Source organism: Psychromonas sp. KJ10-2 (assembly GCF_047323255.1).
GTDB lineage: Bacteria > Pseudomonadota > Gammaproteobacteria > Enterobacterales > Psychromonadaceae > Psychromonas.
Map to the genome: position 1 here is coordinate 1,447,274 of NZ_CP178827.1, position 22,400 is coordinate 1,469,673.

Genomic DNA, 22,400 nt, shown 5'->3' on the forward strand with positions numbered 1-22,400 from the left:
ATTGTATTAAATAACTGATCTAAATTTTGCGCTCTGGAAAGTGGCTTAGTTTGAGGCGTAAGTTGATGTAAATGGTTGTTCCCTATACGAAACTTACAACGAAAAACAAGTTGTTTTAACAAGTAAAATAGATCAGTTACTTACTATGATTGGTATTATTTAGGACAGGTCATATTGCAGGATCAAAAAGGCCCGCGCTATTGCAACAATAACGCGGGCCTTTTTTGAACAATTAAATTTATTCGCTAAATGGATTAACGCGGATAATTGTTTCGTTACGATCTGGGCCAGTTGAGATTAGGTCCATTGGGATCCCAGTCAACTCTTCTAGACGTTTGATGTAAGCTTTTGCATTAGCAGGTAGTGCATCATAAGTAGTCACACCAAATGATACTTCAGACCAACCAGGCATTGATTCATAAACAGGAACAGCCTGCTCATAACCGTCAGCACACATAGGTGGTACATCAACAACTTTACCGTCAGGCATAGTGTAACCAGTACAGATTTTGATCTCTTCTAAACCATCTAGTACATCAAGCTTAGTTAAACAAAAACCCGTAATACTGTTTAGTTGTACTGCACGTTTGATAGCAACTGCATCAAACCAACCTGTACGACGTAAACGACCTGTTGTTGCACCAAATTCATGGCCAACTGTGCCCATGTGATGACCAGCAGGGTCTAAGTGTTCAACACCATCGTAAAGCTCCGTTGGGAAAGGACCCGAACCAACACGTGTAGTGTAAGCTTTAACGATACCTAACACATAATCAAGGTGTGTAGGACCAAAACCACTACCAGTAGCAACACCACCAGCTGTCGTGTTTGACGATGTCACGTATGGGTATGTACCGTGGTCGATATCCAATAACGTACCTTGTGCACCTTCAAATAAGATAAGATCACCACGTAAACGTGCTTTATCAAGCTCATCTGTTACATCGATAACCATGCTAATTAATAGCGGAGCCATTTCCGTCATTTGTGCGAATACATCTTCGTAACTTACTGGGTCAGTTTTGTAGTAATTAACTAGTTGGAAGTTATGATATTCCATTACTTCTTTAAGTTTAACTGCAAACTTTTCCATGTTGAATAAGTCATCTACACGCAAACCGCGACGTGCAACCTTATCTTCATAAGCTGGACCGATACCACGACCAGTTGTACCAATAGCTTTATTGCCACGTGCTTTTTCGCGCGCAACATCTAATGCTACATGGTAAGGAAGAATTAGAGGACAGCCTTCACTAATTGAAAGACGCTCTTTGGCTGGAATGCCTCGCTCGATAAGCATGTTCATTTCTTTGAACAATGCATCTGGTGCTAATACCACACCATTACCGATGACACATTTTACGTTTTCACGCAGTATGCCTGATGGAATCAGATGAAGTACTGTTTTCTCTCCATCGATTACTAGTGTATGACCCGCATTGTGGCCGCCTTGATAGCGAACAACCCATTGCGCTTTGTCTGTAAGTAGATCAACTACTTTCCCTTTACCTTCATCACCCCATTGAGTGCCAAGAATTACTACATTTTTCCCATCAGAATCACATATCTCTAGCGAATTGAGCGGGGATTTTAGCAAAGTTTAAACAGTTGGATCAATATCTTTTGTGAGTTTATCGCTAGTTATATAATTTAAAATAAAAAAAGGCCGATAAATCGGCCTTTTTACAATCACTTAGTATTTAAACTCGAACTAGAAATAATAAATATTACTTCTTATCCGTCATATATTTAAAGAAGTCGGAATCCAGGCTTAATACCATTACATCTTGTTTGTCTGCAAAGCTTTTTTGGTAGGCTTGCATGCTACGCATAAAGGCATAAAACTCAGCATCTTTAGAGAAAGCTTCAGAGTAAATTTTAGATGATGTTGCATCACCACGACCACGTATCTCAGCTGACTCTTTGTTTGCTTGAGCTAGCATAATCGACACTTTACGGTCGATATTGGCGCGGATCACTTCAGACTTCTCTTGACCTTCTGAGCGATGTTCTCTTGCTACCGCTTGACGCTCAGCACGCATACGCTTGTAAACACTATTACTCACACCATCAGGTAAATTAATTTTCTTAATACGTACATCAATTACTTTAATACCTAACTCAGATGAACGTGCCATACGCTTCAATGCTGTTTCCATTACTTCGCCACGCTTACCAGATACAATATCTTTAATCGTGTGAGAACCAATTTCATTACGTAAACCATTATTAATTTTACGCTTCAATAACGCTTCAGCTTGCATTTTATTACCCCAGTTGCTAGGTAATAAACGGCTAAATCATCAATTTGCCACTTAACATAAGAGTCGATAATTAAATCTTTTTTCTCTGATGTTACAAAGCGATCTGGTTGATCATCTAACGTTTGAATACGTGTATCCATCACTCGTACAGTATCAATAAATGGAACTTTAAAGTGTAACCTCTGGTGCATAAACCACTGGGTTATTATCACTATCACGTTTCACTTTACTAAACTGTAAAACAATACCATTTTGTCCTTCAGAAACAACAAACGCGCTGCTAATGAAAGCGATAAACAAAATGGCTGGTAGTATTAATAATTTTTTCATTAGTAGTCTCTCCCCGTTGTACGACTGCTACGCGAAGCTCTCTCATTAACTGCAGTACGTTCATCTTGGTCTGCTTTTTGATCTGCACGTGAACGTGTTTCGATCTCAGTTTCCACCGGTAAGCGTGTTGTGTTGTTAGACTTATCCATCAATTTATCAAGTGGAAGGAAAGTTAAGTTACCTCCAGCTTTATTATCGATTAACACTTTAGATGCATTACCTAGTACTTTTTCCATTGTTTCAATGTAAATACGTTGGCGAGTCACTTCAGGGTTAGCTTTGTATTCTGGTAGTAATTGATTAAATTTAGCTACCGCCCCCTGTGCTTCTAGGATAATACCTTCTTCGTATGAACGAGCTTGTTGCTCGATACGTTTAACTTGACCACGTGCAATTGGCTCTTTCTCGCGCTCATAAGCTTCTGCTTCACGAACAAAACGCTCTTCATCTTCTTGTGCAGCAATGGCATCATCAAAGGCATCTCTGACTTGTTCTGGTGGACGTGTTTGTTGTAAATTCACATCTAAAATCTGAATACCTAGATGGTAGCTTTCAATGATTTTATTAAGCATTTCCAGGTTTCTTGACGGACCACTTCACGACCGGTTGTTAATGTATCATCCATGGTTGAATGACCGACAACAAAACGTAACGAGCTGTCTAATGCTTGTAATAAACTATTATCAGCGTTAGTAACACTAAACAGATACTTTTCTGGCTCAACAATACGGTATTGAATTTCCATTGACACTTGTACGATATTCTCATCTTCGGTCAACATGAATCCCGACGTTGGTAAGGTACGGAAAGCTTCTACGTTAATTGGAATTATTTGATCAACAAATTTTGGATTCCAGTGTAAACCAGGCTCAACCTGTGAATGATAAGCACCAAAACGCAGTACTACACCACGGTCCGATTCTTTAATGGTATACCAACCACTTGCAAACCAAACAATAGCAATGATGCTAAGCACAGCAATAGCAACAACCTTTCCGCCATTACCACTGTTGCTACCACCAGAAGGACCTTGCGTTGATTTTTTTCCAAATAAGCCACCTAAGAATCCAGATATTTTTTGAAAAACAACGTCTAAGTCTGGTGGTCCCTGTTCATTCTTTTTATCGTTTTTGTTCCACGGGTCTTGATCTTTTTTATCATCTTTACCGGTTCATTCCAAGCCATGTTAGCTCCTGATTTACTCATAAATTGAATTAATAAAATCTGTTTAATAATGAATTATTTAAAAGAATTTACCAAACACTTAAACTATTACTGCAATGTAACAATGTTCAGTCTAATAATAAAGTGCTTAATGACATATTAGGTCCAATCTTCTTTTTCTAATTCAGCGACACTTTGATAATTGTTATCTACCACAAATTCCTCTATGTAGTCGCCCTCTTGTTTTATCAAACGTTGCCAGTCGGTGTTATTTAAACGGATATCGATAACACAATGACCATTTTCAGCGTACGCTTCATTTTCAATGCACTCTAACTGATAGAATAAGGCGCGTAATTTACCCTGTGCAGGTGGTATTGATAATTGTAATGAACGAATCTTACCCGATAATAAACTGCTTAAGGCATTAAATAATAGATCCACGCCAATATTTTTCTGCGCCGATAACCAAACTCTAGTTGGCACCCCTAAATCATCATAGTCTATTCTTGGTTCCGCTTCTTCTAGTGCATCAATTTTATTCATCACCATTAAATGCGGTACTTCACCGGCATCAATTTCCGATAATACTTCTTCAACGGCTTCTACATTAGCTAGGTAATTTTCATCGGAGCAATCTACAACATGTAACAACAGCGTTGCTTCACGGGTTTCTTGTAATGTTGCTTTAAATGCAGCGACCAAATCATGCGGTAGATGACGAATAAACCCTACTGTATCAGCTAAAATACAAGTACCTACATCATCTACAGATATTTTGCGTAAGGTTGGGTCTAAGGTCGCAAATAATTGGTCAGCGGCATACACTTTTGCTTCGGTTATTTGATTAAATAAGGTCGATTTACCAGCATTGGTATAACCAACTAAAGATACTGTTGGTACTTCATTGCGTAAACGCGCTCGTCGTCCCTGCTCTCGTTGTTTTGATACTTTGCTTAATCTTGATTTAATCGTAGTAATACGTGCACCAAGTAAACGTCTATCTGTCTCTAACTGGGTTTCACCAGGACCACGCATGCCGACACCACCTTTCTGTTTATCAAGGTGACTCCAACCGCGTACTAATCGACTCGACATATAATGAAGCTGAGCAAGCTCTACTTGTAACTTACCTTCATAGGTACGAGCACGTTGTGCGAAGATATCTAAAATAAGTGCAGTTCTATCAAGTACTAAACATTCACACTTTTGCTCCATATTACGCAATTGGGCAGGAGACAAAGCATGGTTAAAGATAACGATATCAGCACCCATGGTGTGTACTGTATCAGCAATTTCTTGCGCTTTACCTGTACCAACAAAAAAACGTGCATGAGGTGACTTACGAGGACCTGTCACTGTGGCAACAGGCGTAACACCGGCAGAGCTAACTAACAGCTTTAATTCATCAATATCTTCTTTATTATTTTCATCTGAAAAAGAGACATGAACTAAAACAGCCTGTTCACCGGCTTCATAACGATCAAACAAATAATTCTCCAATAAGTAAGTAAAGGTAATAGATGGTGCTTAGTAACGTAATTTCAAGGCTAAACAGCAAACTTAATCCTAACACAGCTATTTAATGATTATACTGATTACCTTCAAGAAGTGATGCACTTGGATAAAAAAATGGCCTGCATAAGCAAGCCATTTTATTCTTATGATAAGACTACTCTTCGTGAGTAATACTAGGTAGAGCTCTACTAGGCACAACAGTAGAGATTGCATGTTTATATACCATTTGACTGACAGTGTTCTTCAATAAAATGACAAATTGGTCAAAGGACTCTATTTGCCCTTGTAGCTTAATTCCATTCACTAAATAGATTGCGACTGGGATTCGTTCTTTACGCAAGGTATTTAGGAAGGGATCCTGTAATGATTGTCCTTTTGCCATTAGCAATTCCTTAAGTGTTCTTTATTATTATATTCAAATATAAGTATAACTAAGGAATAGAAAAAAACCGACAGAAAACGTAAAATTTTGATCCGTACCTCCTTCTATCCTCTTGTAATTTAAATAACTAACGGTTTACACTAGGTTTGCTCATTTATAAGACGCTTTTAATTTTTTCAAAGTTATCTGGATCGGCACTTTCTAACCATTGAATATCTTGTTTCCAGCCTCTTAACCAGGTCATTTGACGTTTCGCTAATTGACGAGTGGCGACCACGCCTCGAAAACGCATCTCTTCATAATCCATTTTACCTTCAATATATTCCCACATTTGGCGATAACCAACACAGCGCATAGAAGGTAAATCTAGGTGTAAATCACCACGTTCATATAAGGCTCTTACTTCTTGCTCAAAGCCACCGACTAGCATTAAATCAAAACGACGTTCGATACGTTCATGTAATACAGCTTTTTCAGCGGGAGCAATGGCAAACTGCTTAACATCAAAGGGAATGGGTTCGCTTTTTACTTCAGTCAGCTCAGTCATGCTTTTACCCGTGATGCGATACACTTCAATAGCACGTGCTAAACGTTGCGGATCGTTAACATGAATACGAGCAGCAGAAACCGGATCTATCTGTTGCAGCTCTTCATGTAATGCTTGCCAACTACTTTCATTAACTTGCTTTTCTATCGCAGCACGTACTTCTGGGTCTGCACTTGGTAAAGGAGATAACCCTTCGACTAAGGCTTTATAATAAAGCATGGTGCCACCCACTAATAAAGGTGTGTTACCTCTTGCAACGATTTCACTCATCAAACGTAATGCATCATCTCGAAAGTTGCCAGCTGAATAGCTGTCTATAGGGTCAATAATATCAACTAACATATGTGGTGCTAATGCTTGCTCTTCTGCACTAGGCTTAGCAGTGCCAATATCCATCTGTTTATAGATCAGTGCAGAATCCACACTGATAATTTCACAACGACATTGTTGAGCCAATTTGATGGCTAAGTCGGTTTTACCTGAGGCCGTTGGCCCCATTAAAAAAATAGCTTTAGGGAAAGCTGTGCTGCTGGTGTCGGTCATTCTAATGAATACCCTGTAATAATAATGACAAATTAGGTTGTTTAAAGCATTGTTGAAACGCCTCATTAGGCAAACTACTTAACGCTTCAAATAATGGTGTTACCTCAGTTACAGAAAAGGCTTTCTCTTGCTCTTGAGCGTGTAATAGATGGCTTAACTTATCGCACACTTGCTGAACTTGCTGCTCACTACTCAGGTGCTCAGCTTCATTTGAAGTGTCAAACAGTTGCGGTAAAATAGTCGCAATGGGCGCATGCCTAAAAGCGGCTGGCACTTGGCTAACAATCACAAATTGTGATTGAAATTTATAAGTAAAACCTAAGCGAGCTAATAATGAACTTGCTTGTTCAGCCACCACTAACATTTCAGGACTTAGTTTAAAGCGTACCGGCAGTAATAAAGGCTGTGAGATCACTTCGCCATCTTGCCAAGCATTAAACAATTGTGAAGCAACAATCTGTTGACGGGCTCGAGGCAAAGACATAATCAACAAACCATTCTCAGATAACGCACTTAGCGACTCAACCTGTGGTTGAACCAATAAATGATGCTGGTCAATAACACTGATTAATTTAACAATAGCAGAAGACTTTGATGTTTCTGAAGTACCAACTGTTAACCCTATATCTTGCTGAAATGCTTCAGCAACAAAATCACAATACGCCCCTACTTTTTGCTGATCTAATACTGGACGCGTTGGCATCGTCGCATAACCGCCAGTCCCTCCAGAGTATTCATTACGACGAGGACTAGCTTCACTGTTATGAGCGTGATTATAATCTCCCCCTGCCCTTCTGATACCTGGCTTGGTGGCTGATAAGCATGTTCTGCCACACGAGGCTGCGCCATATTTTGCTGCGCTTCAAGATCATGGCTTAATAACGAACTATCACTTAACGTTGAGTTGAGTGTACTGCTAATAAAGTCATGCACCCAACGCGCTTGATGGAATCGCACTTCATGCTTAGCAGGGTGAACGTTAACATCCACCTCTTTAGCATCACATTCAATATAGATAATATAACCAGGAAACATGCCCTGCGGGATAAAGTGTGCAAATACCTGTTTGATTGCATGGTTCACCAATTTGTCGCGAATCATTCGTCCATTGATATAACAATATTGTACGTCAGCTAAAGGACGTGGTGATAAACGGTCCGATACCCAGCCAGATATTTTTAAAGTTTGGTCTGCATGCTCAAAAAATACCGCATGTTGAATGAATTGTTCACTACAAATAGCCGCAATACGTTTTTCCTGCTGTGCTTGTTCTGGCGCAGCTCTATATTGCCTTACTATTTTTTTATTGTGCTTTAAGGTGATCGCAATATCAAAACGACTCAGTGCAATACGCTTGATCAGCTCATCGATATGTTGGAATTCAGTTTTTTCTGTTTTTAAAAAACGACGACGTGCAGGCGTGTTAAAGAACAGATCCAACACTTCAACCGTGGTGCCCTGCGGATGAGCAGCAGGTTGCACATTCACTTGCATATCTCGACCTTCAGCAACGGCCTGCCAAGCTTGATCTTGGTCTGCAGGCTTAGAAGTAAAGGTTAAACGAGAAACTGAACTGACACTGGCTAACGCCTCGCCTCTGAAACCTAAACTTACAATCGCTTCTAAATCATCAAGGTGACTTATTTTACTGGTGGCATGGCGGCTTAATGCTAGGGTCAACTCTTCTTTGCTGACACCTTTACCATTATCTTTAATGCGAATGCACTTAGCACCGCCCTGTTCAATCTCTATCTCAATACGGCTTGCACCCGCATCTAAACTGTTTTCCACTAACTCTTTAACCACGGAAGCTGGACGCTCCACTACTTCACCGGCCGCAATTTGGTTAGCTAATCGTGCAGGTAATATCTGAATTGCCATGATGATAAACTCGTTAAACTAGCTCACAGGAATTGTTAACACTTGGCCAACAGCTAAGGATTTACTGCGTAATTTATTGGTCGAAATAATCGCACTGGTTGTTGTCCCATAACGTTGTGCAATCACCGATAGTGATTCACCACTACGCACTTTATGCTGAGTTTTCTGCGCACTCGCCGTTGGAATTTTCAAACGCTGACCAATATTTAATGCGTTAGATCGTAATCCATTAAACTGCTTTAACTGTTGTGTAGACACGCCATATCTACTTGCAATAACAGACAGAGATTGGCCTTTTGTACCGTATGCGTAGCAGGTCGAACCGGCGCACTATAATTCGCACTTGGGATTTTCAATACTTGTCCAACCGATAAACGCGTCGAGCTAAGTTTATTGTATGCTTGAAACTGTTTTGCACTTCTATCGTATCGTTGTGCAATGACAGATAAGGATTCACCGCGTTTTACTTTATGCTCAGTAGGCACTACCACTTTTTTAGCGACTGGCGATTGATAGTTGGAGCTATCAGCCCCAGGTATTTTAATCTTTTGTCCAACACGTAAAGAGGTCGACTTAAGGTTATTGTAGCTTTTTAACGTCGATATACTGGTGTCGAACTTTTTAGCAATCAGCGATAAAAACTCACCTTTTTTCACCACATGAAGGCGTTCAGGCGCTGCTTCAACTTGCCCTGCTGGCACTTTTAATTTTTGCCCTACATAGACACTGCTAGATTTTAAATTATTGATTCGTTTCAAATTAGACATATTGGTCGCATATCTTTCTGCGATAACCGATAAAGAATCACCTGAACGTACCGTATAAATTTTATGTTTAACAACTGGCGCAGGTGCTTTAGGTGCGACCTTTGGCTCAATTACTCGCGTTTTAGTCGTTTCCGTATAGGCACCAGGAATCTTAATACGCTGACCAATTCGTAATGTCGTTGAGCTTAATTTATTGTAAGAAGATAACTGCTTAATACTTTTATTGTATTTTTTAGCAATAGCAGAAAGGTATTCACCGCGTGCTACAGTATGAACTACGGGCGTTTTAACCACTATGGTTTGAGTATTTTGCGCATTGCCACCTACACCTGGGATCTCGATTTTTTGCCCCACTGCTAGCGTCGTATTTGATAAGTTATTGTAAGCGACTAATTGCGCTGTGGTTTTACCATATCGACTGGCGATCACAGATAACGATTCACCTCGTTTAACAGTATGTGTCGTTGCTTGTTGTACTAAAGGTCTCGCAGAGGTAACCTGAGATTGTGGCTCAACCACCACTTGATAGTTTTCAGGAATACTTAATACCTGACCAATCTTCAATGAACTAGATTTCAAATGGTTAAAGCTTTTTAACTTCGCGGCACTAACACTGTAACGCTTAGAAAGTATCGATAACGACTCTCCGCTACGTACCGTATGTTTAGTTGCATGTTTTTTCTGAGCAAACAAAGTGCCCTGCGGTGGTTTTAAACTAAAGTGTTTATAAATACCTTTAAACACGGCATTAGCAATTTTGTTTTGGAAAGCAGCTTGATTAAGCAAACGCTCTTCCGTTGGATTAGTAATAAATCCAGCTTCCACCAAAATAGAAGGAATATCCGGTGACTTTAATACCGCAAGGCTGGCATGCACAGGCTCTTTTTTATGCATGGTGGTGACTTTAGAAAGCTCGCTCGTTACCAAACTACCAATATTATAACCAACCCCCATGGTATTCCCCATGGACATATCTAGCAGCATTTTATTTAAAAATGGCACACTGTCAGAGTCTTGAATTAAATCGCCCGCACCACCTAATAACTGTGATTGCGCTTCATTTTTTTCCATCCAGCGACCTAACTCTGTGGTCGCACGACGATTTGATAATACCCAAACAGAAGCGCCCTTAGGACGACTAGAGGTAAAACCATCGGCATGAATAGACACCAAAAAGTCAGCTTTACCTTTACGTGCAATTTCAGAACGTTTGTTTAAGTTAACAAAGTAATCACCCGTTCTAATCAAAAAGGATTGCATACCACGTTGCGCATCGATGGTATTTTTTAAGCGCTTAGCGATTTGTAGTGTGACTTTTTCTCGTAACTATATTTACCTAAAGCACCGGGATCATCACCACCATGACCAGCATCGATCGCCACAATAATATTACGGCCATTAGGTGTTGCTGCTATTTTAGTGGGTACTTTAGTAGCAATAGTTGGTAAATCAATCACTAAACGGTGCCCGTAAGGTTTAGCAGGTGGTAGGCTGAAAATTCTTGCTTTACTGGCGGTGGTTAAATCAATAACCAATCTAAAGGTATTCGCTTTTGCGGTTTTACTTTCACGAATTCTAGTGATCAATTTACCTTTATTAGTAATTGCACTTAAATTCGCTTTATTACGCGTCCCGGTCAAGTCAATCACTAAACGATCTGGCTTACTCAGGTAATGTGTTTCGTATTGTGGTTTGTTAGCAAGGTCAAGTACAACCCGAGTATTGTCAGGTGAAGGCCGGTACGCACACCTTTTAACTCATTTTGTGCGGCAGCTACACTTAAACTGATACATTGCATGATCAGTAAAGTGCAAAATAAAGTCACTTTATTAGAGAATAACGGCGTTAATAACCTGCTTGGATTGTACTTATTCATCATAAATTCTTTAATACTCTTAGGCCATTTTCGGTATTTGCTTGTAACGTAATTTCACGCTGCTCACCGACATAAACAATAGTTAAATCTATATCTGGGTTAGGTAAAAAGCCAACACCGCGCTCCGGCCACTCCACTAGACAATGGCTGGTTTCACCAAAATAATCACGGATCCCCATAAACTCTAACTCTTCAGGATCAGACAAACGATATAAATCAAAATGATAAACTTGCCACTCTGCTAACTCATAAGGTTCCACTAAAGTATAAGTCGGGCTTTTTACATTACCAACGTGCCCTAAACCTTGGATAAAACCGCGCGTTAAAGTGGTTTTACCAGCGCCAAGGTCACCATGCAGATAAATACAGGTTGCTGTTTGACAAGCTTTACTTAAACGGTCACCAAATTGCACGGTTTGTTCAGCATTGAGTAACTTTTCTTTAATAGATTCGACATTGAGATTTATTCATTCCAATCATGAGTTGAGTATATTGACAGCGAAATTCGTTAAATAGCATAAAAAAACACTCTGAAATTGCGCTATTAGCACAGATAATAACAGAAAGCAGATGCTTCACACTAGTGCTAGCCTATTACAGAGCATAAACAATCACTTCAGAAAGTAAATCAATTTACTTAAAAGTGAACTAAAGAGAAGCATTCAAGCTGAGTAACTTATGCTAAACTGCCTGCATAGAAAATAGATAAAAATAGACCTCTCGCAACGAAATATACGGCAAATGAAAATAACTCAAGAATCTACCAGTTCACATATCAATAGCACACCTCTCTCTTCAACGGTATTAAGCGAGTTAGCAGAGAATATAAAAGTGTGGGGAAAAGCGCTAGGTTTTCAAGGAGTGGGGATCAGTGATGTTGACTTAACTGACCAAGAAGCAAATTTACAAGCTTGGTTAGATAACCAATACCACGGTGAAATGGATTATATGGAAAGGCATGGCATGATGCGCGCTAGACCAAACGAGTTATTACTCAGGTACATTACGTGTTATTTCCGTAAGAATGGATTATTTACCAGACGATGCACAGTTTGCAGCAAATTTAGAAGACAAAGATCTCGCCTATATAAGTCGATATGCATTAGGCAGGGATTACCATAAAGTACTGCGCAAACGTTTAAAGCAATTAGGTGATAAAATAAAAAATGAAGTGGGCGAGCTAGGTTTCCGTCCCTTTGTTGATAGTGCCCCTATTTTAGAACGCCCGCTCGCTGAAAAAGCGGGATTAGGTTGGGTAGGTAAACACTCACTGCTACTAGATAAAGATTCTGGATCTTGGTTTTTTCTTGGCGAACTATTAATTGACCTTGCTTTACCCGTTGATCAAGCACAACCAAATCAATGTGGGCAATGTGTTGCCTGTATGAAGATTTGCCCTACTCAAGCAATTGTAGCTCCCTATGTGGTCGACGGACGACGTTGTATCTCTTATTTAACCATTGAGTTACAAGGTGCTATCCCTACCGAATTTCGTAAAGCGATCGGTAATCGTATTTATGGCTGTGATGATTGCCAATTGATTTGTCCGTGGAATCGTTTTGCTGACACCACTGAAGAATCCGATTATCAAGCCAAAGACTTTTTACAAAACCAGTCATTACTGAGTTTGTTTGCTTGGTCTGAAAGCACCTTTTTAAAAAATACTGAAGGTTCTCCGATACGTCGTATTGGTTATCAGCGTTGGTTAAGAAATATCGCCATTGCGTTAGGTAATGCACCAAGTAGTATTGACGTTATCACTAGCTTACAAAATAAGTTAGTTGAAAGTGAAGATGAGTTAGTCAATGAGCACATTGAATGGGCACTGGCCGAGCAGCAACTAAAATTACCAATTAATATAGACAGATTAAACCAGCGTTTAATCAAAGCAGTAAAAAAAGGTTTACCTAGAGACGCTTAATAGCATACCAATCAAACCATCAGTTATAAAAAAGCCGTTGCTCAGGTTAACGAGCAACGGCTTTTAATATTCACAACAAAGAGTGAAGACTTAACTCTTCACACTCTCTAATTGATCTAATGGCCAACGTGGTTTGGCTTTAATCTCTAAACCTTGTATGTGCCCTGCTTTCAAGCGTTGCATACCTGCATAGGCAATCATCGCACCATTATCGGTACAAAACTCACCACGTGGGTAGAATGCTTTACCGCCTAGCTTTTGCATGGTGTCAGCTAACTGCTCACGTAATGCAGTATTGGCACTCACACCACCTGCAACCACTAAACGCTTCAAGCCGGTTTGCTTTAAAGCACGCTTACATTTAATAGCAATGGTATCGATTACCGCTTCCTGGAAAGCATAAGCGATATCAGATTGAGTTTGTAAATCATCACCTTCACGCGCAATGGTAACAGCTGCAGAGGTTTTTAAACCACTAAAGCTAAAATCTAAACCAGGTCTGTCAGTCATTGGACGCGGGAATTTAAAACGCCCTGCTACACCATTTTCAGCCATTTTAGCCAGACGAGGTCCACCAGGATAATCTAAGCCAAGAAGTTTAGCCGTTTTATCAAAGGCTTCACCAGCGGCATCATCAATACTTTCACCTAATAAAGTATATTCACCAATATCATCTACTTGCACTAATAATGTATGTCCGCCAGACACCAATAAAGCCACAAAAGGAAAATCAGGCTTATCATCTTCTAACATAGGCGCTAAAAGATGCCCTTCCATATGATGAACAGCAATCGCAGGTTTATCCCAAGCAAACGCAATACTACGGCCAATACATGAACCCACTAATAATGCACCCACTAAACCAGGCCCTGCTGTATAAGCAATCGCATCAATATCATCTTTGGTACAATTCGCTAAGGCTAATGCTTCCTTAATAAGAGGAATGGTTTTACGCACATGGTCACGTGACGCGAGCTCAGGAACAACACCGCCGTAATCAGCGTGTAACTTCACCTGACTATATAGCTGGTGCGATAACAAACCTTGTTGATCGTCATAAACAGCAATACCTGTTTCATCACATGACGTTTCAATGCCTAAAATTCGCATACTAAACAACCTTATAACTAAAATAATTAGCTTTTGATTAACGCTAATTAAATAAAATAGAGAACAAAATAAAAAATGTAACGCATTCTAACGGAAAATACAGCCAAGATGGATTTTTTTATCAAGCGTGATTATAAGCACGGATCTAAAGATCATTAAGATCTTTCTGCTTTTTTAATGAAAATTAATGCGGAATTTCTTTACATCATGCCCCAAATAGGATTAAAATTCGGCACCAATTTAAATGCACTGGTCAATTTACGACCGTAACCATAAAGGTAAGAGGCATATGCCAGTAATTAAACTTCGTGAAAACGAACCATTTGACGTAGCATTACGTCGTTTTAAACGTTCTTGTGAAAAAGCAGGTATCTTAGCAGAAACTCGTAAACGCGAATTCTTCGAGAAACCTACTACAGTTCGTAAACGTGCTAAAGCAGCAGCTGTTAAACGTCACCTGAAAAAACTTTCTCGTGATAACGCTCGTCGCGTACGTTTATACTAGAATAGATAAAGGTCTCCGATGTCTATAAAAACAAGATTACAAGAAGAGCAAAAGCTTGCAATGCGTGCAAAGGATAAAGTCCGTTTAAAGACTATCCGTTCATTGATTGCAGCTGTTAAACAAATTGAGATTGATGATAAAATTGAACTTGATGATGACGCTGTTACAACAGTTGTTGTGAAATCAGTTAAACAACGTAAAGAATCAATTACTCAATTTGAAAAAGCTGACCGAGCTGATCTTGCAGATATAGAAAAAACGGAACTTGCTATTTTAGAGGAGTTTTTACCTCAAGCACTAACTGCTGAAGAAGTAGATGCTCATATCAAACAAGCTATTGCATCTGTTGATGCACAAGGTATGCAAGATATGGGTAAAGTGATGGGAATACTCCAAAAAGAGATACAAGGAAGAGCAGATATGGCTGCAGTAAGTGGGCTTGTAAGAGCTAGCTTAAAATAGTCATCTCGCTTTCTTGATTAAAAAACCTCAGCTTTTCATTAAGTCTGAGGTTTTTTTGTTTTAATGAAAGCAACTTTATCAGTTAATATTTAATTATTAACTTTAAACACCCTAATATTTTGAAAAAGATAGCATCTAACCTGAATTAAAAAACACAATATCTGTGTCGTATTAAATACTGTGAGTATAGTACTCTCATTTCTCCATAGGACTCTTAAATGGCTGGCCGCATTCCAAAGAATTTCATTGACGACTTAATTTCTCGTAGCGATATCGTTGATATAATTGATAGCCGTCTTAAGTTGAAGAAAAAAGGCAAAAGCTATCGTGCCCGCTGCCCTTTCCATAATGGTAATAATGATTCCACATTTTCAGTCAGCGAAGAGCAGCAGTTTTACCACTGCTTTAACTGCGGTGTTAGCGGTAATGTGGTTACCTTCTTAATGGAATATGATGGTATTGAGTTTGTTGATGCCATTGAAGTACTAGCAGAACAACTTTCCATTGAAATACCACGTGAAGAATCAAATAGCAATCAAGCCCCTACTAACTATGTTGATAGAAAAGACTTATATCAATTGATGGGAGATATTACGCGCTTTTACCAACAGCAATTACGCACACATAAAAACAGTGAAAAAGTCATTAACTACTTAAAAAGTAGAGGCTTATCTGGCGCTACTACTAAACATTTTCAAATTGGTTACGCTCCTGATGGTTGGGATGAAGTGCGTAAACAATTTGCTATCAACAAACACACTGAACAACAACTCATTGATGCAGGTATGTTAATCAGTAAAGATAGCGGCGGTAGTTATGATCGTTTTAGGGACCGTTTAATGTTCCCTATTTTAGATAAACGTGGTCGAGTGATTGGATTTGGTGGTCGTGTATTTGATGATACAACACCAAAATACCTAAACTCTCCTGAAACCCCAATTTTTCACAAGGGTAAAGAGCTATACGGCTTATACCAAGCAAAACAACATAACAAAGATATTCAACGTATTTTAGTCGTTGAAGGTTATATGGATGTTGTAGCACTTGGACAATTTGATATCCACTATGCAGTGGCGTCTTTAGGTACAGCCACCACACCCGATCATATCCAACTTTTGTTTAGACAAACCAGTGAAGTTATTTGCTGTTTTGATGGTGATAAAGCCGGTCGCACCGCGGCTTGGCGTGCATTAGAAAATGCCCTACCTGCGATTCAAGATGGGCGAACATTACGCTTTATGTTCCTACCTGATGGTGAAGATCCAGATAGTTTAGTGCAAAAAGAAGGTAAAGTTTTCTTCGAAAAACTCGTTGATCAAGCGATGCCATTATCTGACTTTTTGTTCCAGCAATTGTTAACACAAGTTGATATGACCAGTGCTGATAGTAAATCAAAACTTGCACAATTAGCGATTCCGTTATTAACTAAGTTACCTGATTCAGTTTTTAGACAGATGATGGAAACTCGTTTAATCAGTCTCTTAGGGATTGAAAAAGAAGGTTTACAAAAGTTATTACCCGCGGCACAAACGGTAGAGAAAAACCTACCTCGCAAAAGATAACACCAATGAGACTAGCTATTTCGTTATTGCTGCAACATCCGCAAATGGCTTATCAATTGGATGAAATACCTGAATTTAAAGAGATAGAAATACCTGGCATAACTCTTTTAAATACACTACTTGAAATTTGTAGAAAGACACCCCATCTCTCTACAGGACTGTTATTGGAACATTGGCGTGGTCAACCAGAAGAAAAACAATTAATTACGTTAGCAACTTGGGAAAACCAAGTCGATAAAAACAATTACGAAGAAGTATTCTTCGATATTTTAGATAATTTTTTATCTTTACACCTTACACAACGTATTGAATTTTTAAAACAAAAATCAAGACAAGGTGAGGTTTTAACAATACAAGAGACGGTGCAGTTAGCACAACTTCTTAAAGAACAAAAACAACATTAATGGGATTGGCATAAAATTCAATTTAGGCGTATAATCGAGCGCTCAGATTTTTTCCCATTTACACCACATTTTACGACTAATTTTTTGGATGGTACCTATGGCCCAAACACCTCAATCGCAGCTTAAAGAGCTGATCATTAAAGGTAAAGAAAATGGTTTCTTAACCTTCGCAGAAGTGAATGATCACCTGCCGCAAGATATCGTTGAGTCAGAGCAAATTGAAGATATCATTCAAATGATCAACGACATGGGTATCCGTGTTGTTGAAACAGCACCTGATGCTGATGATCTAATTTTATCTGGTACAGATAATGATGAGCCAGATGAAGATGCTGTAGAAGCTGCTGCGCAAGTATTAGCAACGGTTGAATCTGAAATTGGCCGTACTACAGACCCAGTACGTATGTACATGCGTGAAATGGGTACTGTTGAACTACTGACACGTGAAGGCGAGATTGTTATCGCTAAACGTATCGAAGAAGGTATCAAAGAAGTACAAAATTCTGTTTCTGAATACCCTGCAACGATTCGTAACCTATTAGATAACTACGATAGCTATGAAGCAGAAGAGATGAAACTAACTGACCTAATCAGTGGTTTTATTGATCCAAATGATGATATGACACAAGCGGTAAGTGCAACTAACATCGGTTCTGAATTATCTGAAGCAGACCTAGATGACGACGATGAAGATGCAGAAGACGTTGAAGATGAAGAGGAAGGTCCAAAAGGTCCATGTCCTGAAGAAGCAGCAGAAAAATTTGCTGAATTACGTCGTTTAAATAACATCGTAGAAAAATCTATCACTAAAAATGGTCGTAAACATGCAGAGACGTTAGCAGCCATTAACGAACAAGCAGAATATTTTCAACAATTTAAACTAATCCCTAAACAGTTTGACCGTATGGTGAAATTGATTCGCGGTAATATGAATGCAGCGCGTGTACAAGAGCGTTTAATTCTAAAAATCTGTGTTGAACAATGCAAAATGCCAAAAGCTGAATTCATTAAATTATTTAAAGGTAATGAAACAAGCAGCGCATGGTTAGAAAAAGTACTAAGTGGCGACCAAGCTTACGTTGCAGGTATTAAAGAAGCTGAAGAAGATCTAGAGCGTTGTATTCGTAAAATGCTGGCTATCGAAGTAGAAAGCACACTAAGCATTACTAACTTGAAAGAGATCTCTCGTGCAATGAGCATTGGTGAGACAAAAGCTCGTCGTGCGAAGAAAGAGATGGTAGAAGCCAACTTACGTCTGGTTATCTCGATTGCTAAGAAATACACCAACCGTGGTTTACAATTCTTAGATTTAATTCAAGAAGGTAACATCGGCCTAATGAAAGCCGTTGATAAATTTGAATACCGTCGTGGTTACAAATTCTCAACTTATGCAACATGGTGGATCCGTCAAGCAATCACTCGTTCAATTGCTGACCAAGCGCGTACTATCCGTATTCCAGTACACATGATTGAAACGATTAACAAACTTAACCGTATCTCTCGTCAAATGTTACAAGAAATGGGTCGTGAGCCACAGCCTGAAGAGCTAGCTGAACGCATGATGATGCCTGAAGATAAAATTCGTAAGGTATTAAAAATTGCTAAAGAGCCAATCTCAATGGAAACACCTATCGGTGATGACGAAGATTCGCACTTAGGTGACTTCATTGAAGATACAACGATTGCCCTACCGGTTGATAGCGCAACGAGCGAAAGCCTTAAAAATGCAACAAACGATGTATTAGAAGGTTTAACAGCGCGTGAAGCTAAAGTATTACGTATGCGTTTTGGTATCGATATGAACACTGACCACACTTTAGAAGAGGTTGGTAAACAGTTTGATGTAACACGTGAGCGTATTCGTCAAATCGAAGCTAAAGCACTTCGCAAACTACGCCATCCTAGCCGCAGTGAGCAACTACGCAGCTTCCTAGACGAGTAATAGACGTTTAGTGAATGACTCTAAAAAAATCCTACTTCGGTAGGATTTTTTGTATCTGCACCCCAAACAATTTTTTGTTCCTTCATTCCAAAAAAATGTATAACTCCTTAATAAAAACCATATAAAAGAAATATTTAAGAATGCTAAGTAAATAGCGCTGATTAAATAAGCAATCAAACTGAATAAACTAGACAGCGAAATGAGTAGCTTATATAATCAGCGCACAAATTAAGGCCCTTTAGCTCAGTTGGTTAGAGCATACGACTCATAATCGTCAGGTCCCCCGTTCGAGTCGGGGAAGGGCCACCATATATAGAAGGTTAGTAAGTGTAATGCTTACTAACCTTTTTTTATGTGTGCTACATCTGTGCTACAAAACTTACACCAATTGTATTAAATAACTGATCTAAATTTTGCGCCGGAAAAATGGCTTAGTTTGAGGCGTAAGTTGATGTAAATGGTTGTTCCCTATGCGAAACTTACAACGAAAAAAATAAGTTGTTTTAACAAGTAAAATAGATCAGTTACTTACTATGATTGGTATTATAGCTGATGATTAACCTTTCTAGAAAAAGAGCGGTGATAGGGTAAAGTTGTGGTTAAAGATATGGCTTTAGAGTCGGAGAGCCAAAAGAAGTGAAGTCTTCTGATGGCGCTCTCCTGTTAGTTTGCGTGGTATAAGTTAGCTTTCTTTCGGTGGCTCACTGTTATCAATAATGGTGCGATTACGGCCCATCTCTTTGGCTTTATAAAGGGCATCATCGGCTCTATGTAACCAATCTTTGAACTCTTCATTATCGCGCATAGTAGCCATACCAATACTGAAAGTAACTTTATCAACGGTATCAAAATGTAAATTAGCAATATTCTCTCGAATTTCGTCCATATGCCTAAACGCAGAGCTTGCCGTCGCTTCCCATAATAAAATAACAAATTCCTCACCACCCCAACGACAAATCAAATCTTCCACACGCATATTAGTGGTTAACTCATTAGCAAAGCGGCATAATACTTCATCACCTACATTATGCCCATAGGTATCATTGATTCGCTTAAAGTGATCAATATCTAATATGGCAAGTGTTACAGAGGATTTATGTCTTCTTGCTCGCGCAAGTTCTTTATCAAGTAAGCGACTAAATGCTCTACGGTTATATAAGTGAGTAAGCGGATCTTTAGAAACAAGCTCTTCGAGTTGGTCATTCTGCTCACTGAGCAAAGAGTTTTTAGTGGCAATCTCTTGAGTACGCTGATTAACCATTTTTTCGAGGTGCATGGTATGGGTACGTATTTTTCTGAAACTGCTGTCAAAAGCTTTAGAAAGCTGCCCTATTTCATCTTTTGAATCAATGCCATGGAAATAATCTGTTTTACTATTAACAACCGATTTAACTTCATGTGTTAGCTTGATAATTGGCTTAGTCACTTTGTTAGCTAACTGACTAATAAAGATTAAAAAGACCACCATCAACACAATAGCAATAATTAATACATTATATAGAATGTCATAAATATCTTGGAAAATTTCAGACTCTTCAGTTGTAACATAAAGCGTCCAGCCGGGTAGATAAGGAATATGCGCATAAGTCACAATCTTAGACTCATCTAAAGCAACGTCCATATAACGACCGTAGCCATTATCTTTAAGACTTGCCTGTTTCACTATTTCATTAAATCCAGGGTAGTTCGGATTCGGCTCTGTGGTTGCTCTATTTTTCATAATAAAACTAGCAACAGGATGGGAAATAACCAAACCGTCGGTATCCACTAACCATGCGTAACTTTCTTTTACTAATTTAATTTCAGATAATTTTTTAGGTAAGATGTCGATAGGAACCGCGGCTGCAATCGTACCACTCCACTCATTTTTTTCATTACGAATAGGTACTGAAACCATAATAACAGGCTTACCTTCAAAACTACTATCAATAGGGTTAGTAATATTAAACTCTTTATTGTCCCAATCTTTACCGGTTAGCAGTGACGGATGAACGGCCTTCATTCTATGATAATTAGCATCGGTTAAGTTCAAGGCCTGATCAATATAAACGGCATTAACAAAGTTATCTCCGCCAACAAAGATTAAACGCTGTAATAGTCTATGTATCGTTTCTTGGTCATTGTGTACTGGTTCAAAGTCACTACTCAGTACTTGCAACATAGCAACATATTGCGCAAATTCTTGGCTCAATTTAGTGGCATGCATTTGCGATATTTTAGTGGAGGTTTCTAATTGTAAATCCAGCATCCTCTCTTTTTCATTAACGTATACCGTCAATAAAAGCAAAGCAGCAAATGCGAAGATAACAAGAGAATAAATAGTAATTATTTGAGCTTTAATACTATGAAACATAATGGCCTTAGAACTTAATGATTAAGTAAAGTTTTTCAATTCGTATTGAGTATCGAATAGGTTATTATTATTTATCGGCAATAGAAGTGGATACTTAACTATAAGCGACTCTTTTTGATAAAACTTAACTAAAATATACAATAGTTATTAAATAAAGCATATAAATATGGTTATAAAAAACCATGTTTTTTTATGTAAATATTTACATTTTAAAGAGAAAGAGTGGCCTTGCGCACTTAATGTTTGAGAATTACTCACTCTTACACATTTAATAACCAATGAGCTATTAATTACTCTTCTCATTGTCAGAGTACTTTTTACCTTCAAAAACAATATATAACAAACAACTTACGATCTACATTATGATGATTAAGTTAACGGATAATGTATATATTCGAGCATTCTAAACTAGCAAAATATCACTTTTACTTTAAGCTAGCGTGTCATTAACTAATTTACTGAACAGGATAAGATATGGGCGATTTAACACCACAGCGTATTAAAGAAATTTTAAAGTTTGATGCTCAACAACGTTTTCAATATTTATGTAAAGAGATTCAAAAACAACAAGAGATTTGGCTATTAGTTGACGAACATGGTTGTGTCATGCTCAATACTGAAGATGAAGATTGTGTGCCAGTGTGGCCAAATAAAGCATTTGCTGAAGATTGGGCAACTGATGAATGGTCACACTGTACCGCTAAAGCGATTGATTTAGCGACCTGGTTTGATCGCTGGACTCCAGGGTTAGAAGAAGATGAGTTATCTATTGTTATTTTCCCAGATAGCCAACTTAATGGCATTATCCTGTTTCCGGATGAGTTTGAACAGGAAATCACGCCTAGTTCAAAACATAAACGTTATTAATT

Annotated in this window: 15 protein-coding genes, 1 tRNA gene and 5 pseudogenes; 8 read left to right on the plus strand and 13 right to left on the minus strand. The window is 38.7% G+C overall.

Translation table 11 applies throughout. The features are described from left to right. Window positions 1–238: 238 nt before the first annotated feature. From ACLKL2_RS06935 to tsaE, 11 genes and pseudogenes are all read right to left on the minus strand, one after another. The gene (locus tag ACLKL2_RS06935; protein WP_413693852.1) at window positions 239–1,597 is read right to left on the minus strand and encodes an adenylosuccinate synthase; all 1,359 of its coding nucleotides are present in this window, start codon (window positions 1,595–1,597) and stop codon (window positions 239–241) included. Between the two features lie 130 nt (window positions 1,598–1,727). Next, window positions 1,728–2,594, minus strand: a pseudogene (gene hflC, locus ACLKL2_RS06940) (protease modulator HflC). After that, window positions 2,594–3,702, minus strand: a pseudogene (gene hflK, locus ACLKL2_RS06945) (FtsH protease activity modulator HflK); the annotation flags it as partial. The pseudogenes hflK and hflC, both read right to left, overlap by 1 nt. A 215-nt stretch (window positions 3,703–3,917) precedes the next feature. Beyond that, on the minus strand, window positions 3,918–5,249 hold the full coding sequence (gene hflX / locus ACLKL2_RS06950) for a ribosome rescue GTPase HflX (protein WP_113818169.1): 1,332 nt from the start codon (window positions 5,247–5,249) through the stop codon (window positions 3,918–3,920). A 181-nt stretch (window positions 5,250–5,430) separates the two neighbouring features. Then, on the minus strand, window positions 5,431–5,658 hold the full coding sequence (hfq, locus tag ACLKL2_RS06955; RefSeq protein WP_113818168.1) for an RNA chaperone Hfq: 228 nt from the start codon (window positions 5,656–5,658) through the stop codon (window positions 5,431–5,433). A gap of 154 nt (window positions 5,659–5,812) precedes the next feature. Beyond that, complete coding sequence (gene miaA / locus ACLKL2_RS06960) at window positions 5,813–6,748, minus strand: tRNA (adenosine(37)-N6)-dimethylallyltransferase MiaA (protein ID WP_413693853.1); 936 nt, start codon at window positions 6,746–6,748, stop codon at window positions 5,813–5,815. A gap of 1 nt (window position 6,749) precedes the next feature. Continuing rightward, window positions 6,750–8,629, minus strand: a pseudogene (gene mutL, locus ACLKL2_RS06965) (DNA mismatch repair endonuclease MutL). Window positions 8,630–8,647: 18 nt separating this feature from the next. Continuing rightward, on the minus strand, window positions 8,648–8,887 hold the full coding sequence (locus ACLKL2_RS06970; protein WP_413693854.1) for a LysM peptidoglycan-binding domain-containing protein: 240 nt from the start codon (window positions 8,885–8,887) through the stop codon (window positions 8,648–8,650). Continuing rightward, window positions 8,869–10,656, minus strand: a complete 1,788-nt coding sequence (locus tag ACLKL2_RS06975) for a LysM peptidoglycan-binding domain-containing protein (protein ID WP_413693855.1) — start codon at window positions 10,654–10,656, stop codon at window positions 8,869–8,871. Before ACLKL2_RS06975 ends, ACLKL2_RS06970 begins: the two co-directional genes overlap by 19 nt. A gap of 26 nt (window positions 10,657–10,682) precedes the next feature. Beyond that, window positions 10,683–11,075, minus strand: a pseudogene (locus ACLKL2_RS06980) (AMIN domain-containing protein); the annotation flags it as partial. A gap of 196 nt (window positions 11,076–11,271) precedes the next feature. Further along, a complete protein-coding gene (gene tsaE, locus ACLKL2_RS06985; protein ID WP_413694274.1) occupies window positions 11,272–11,739 on the minus strand; it encodes a tRNA (adenosine(37)-N6)-threonylcarbamoyltransferase complex ATPase subunit type 1 TsaE in 468 nt (155 codons plus the stop codon). Between the two features lie 274 nt (window positions 11,740–12,013). Here tsaE and queG point away from each other — a divergent pair. Next, window positions 12,014–13,193, plus strand: a pseudogene (gene queG, locus ACLKL2_RS06990) (tRNA epoxyqueuosine(34) reductase QueG). Window positions 13,194–13,283: 90 nt separating this feature from the next. Here queG and tsaD read toward each other — a convergent pair. Continuing rightward, window positions 13,284–14,303, minus strand: coding sequence for a tRNA (adenosine(37)-N6)-threonylcarbamoyltransferase complex transferase subunit TsaD (gene tsaD / locus ACLKL2_RS06995; RefSeq protein WP_413693856.1), 1,020 nt, complete (start codon window positions 14,301–14,303; stop codon window positions 13,284–13,286). Between the two features lie 289 nt (window positions 14,304–14,592). Between tsaD and rpsU the strand changes: the two genes are divergently transcribed. The 6 genes from rpsU (at window position 14,593) to ACLKL2_RS07025 (ending at window position 19,487) form a co-directional block, all read left to right on the plus strand. Next, window positions 14,593–14,808: a 30S ribosomal protein S21 gene (rpsU, locus tag ACLKL2_RS07000; protein ID WP_025563760.1), complete on the plus strand. Its 216-nt coding sequence runs from the start codon at window positions 14,593–14,595 to the stop codon at window positions 14,806–14,808. A gap of 18 nt (window positions 14,809–14,826) precedes the next feature. Continuing rightward, window positions 14,827–15,270, plus strand: a complete 444-nt coding sequence (locus ACLKL2_RS07005; RefSeq protein WP_113818162.1) for a GatB/YqeY domain-containing protein — start codon at window positions 14,827–14,829, stop codon at window positions 15,268–15,270. A 218-nt stretch (window positions 15,271–15,488) separates the two neighbouring features. After that, window positions 15,489–16,832: a DNA primase gene (dnaG, locus tag ACLKL2_RS07010; RefSeq protein WP_413693858.1), complete on the plus strand. Its 1,344-nt coding sequence runs from the start codon at window positions 15,489–15,491 to the stop codon at window positions 16,830–16,832. A 5-nt stretch (window positions 16,833–16,837) separates the two neighbouring features. Continuing rightward, a complete protein-coding gene (locus ACLKL2_RS07015; RefSeq protein ID WP_413693859.1) occupies window positions 16,838–17,236 on the plus strand; it encodes a hypothetical protein in 399 nt (132 codons plus the stop codon). 97 nt (window positions 17,237–17,333) lie between these two features. After that, entirely contained in the window at window positions 17,334–19,178 is a 1,845-nt protein-coding gene (gene rpoD, locus ACLKL2_RS07020) for an RNA polymerase sigma factor RpoD (protein WP_113818160.1), read from the plus strand. A gap of 232 nt (window positions 19,179–19,410) precedes the next feature. Continuing rightward, window positions 19,411–19,487: transfer RNA gene (locus ACLKL2_RS07025), tRNA-Ile, on the plus strand. A gap of 373 nt (window positions 19,488–19,860) precedes the next feature. Here ACLKL2_RS07025 and ACLKL2_RS07030 read toward each other — a convergent pair. Beyond that, window positions 19,861–21,531 carry a sensor domain-containing diguanylate cyclase gene (locus ACLKL2_RS07030; protein WP_413693860.1) on the minus strand — a complete coding sequence of 557 codons (1,671 nt, stop codon included), beginning with the start codon at window positions 21,529–21,531 and terminating at the stop codon, window positions 19,861–19,863. 474 nt (window positions 21,532–22,005) lie between these two features. On the opposite strand from ACLKL2_RS07030, the gene ACLKL2_RS07035 reads away from it, so the two are divergent. After that, complete coding sequence (locus ACLKL2_RS07035; protein WP_113818982.1) at window positions 22,006–22,398, plus strand: DUF2750 domain-containing protein; 393 nt, start codon at window positions 22,006–22,008, stop codon at window positions 22,396–22,398. Window positions 22,399–22,400: the final 2 nt, after the last annotated feature.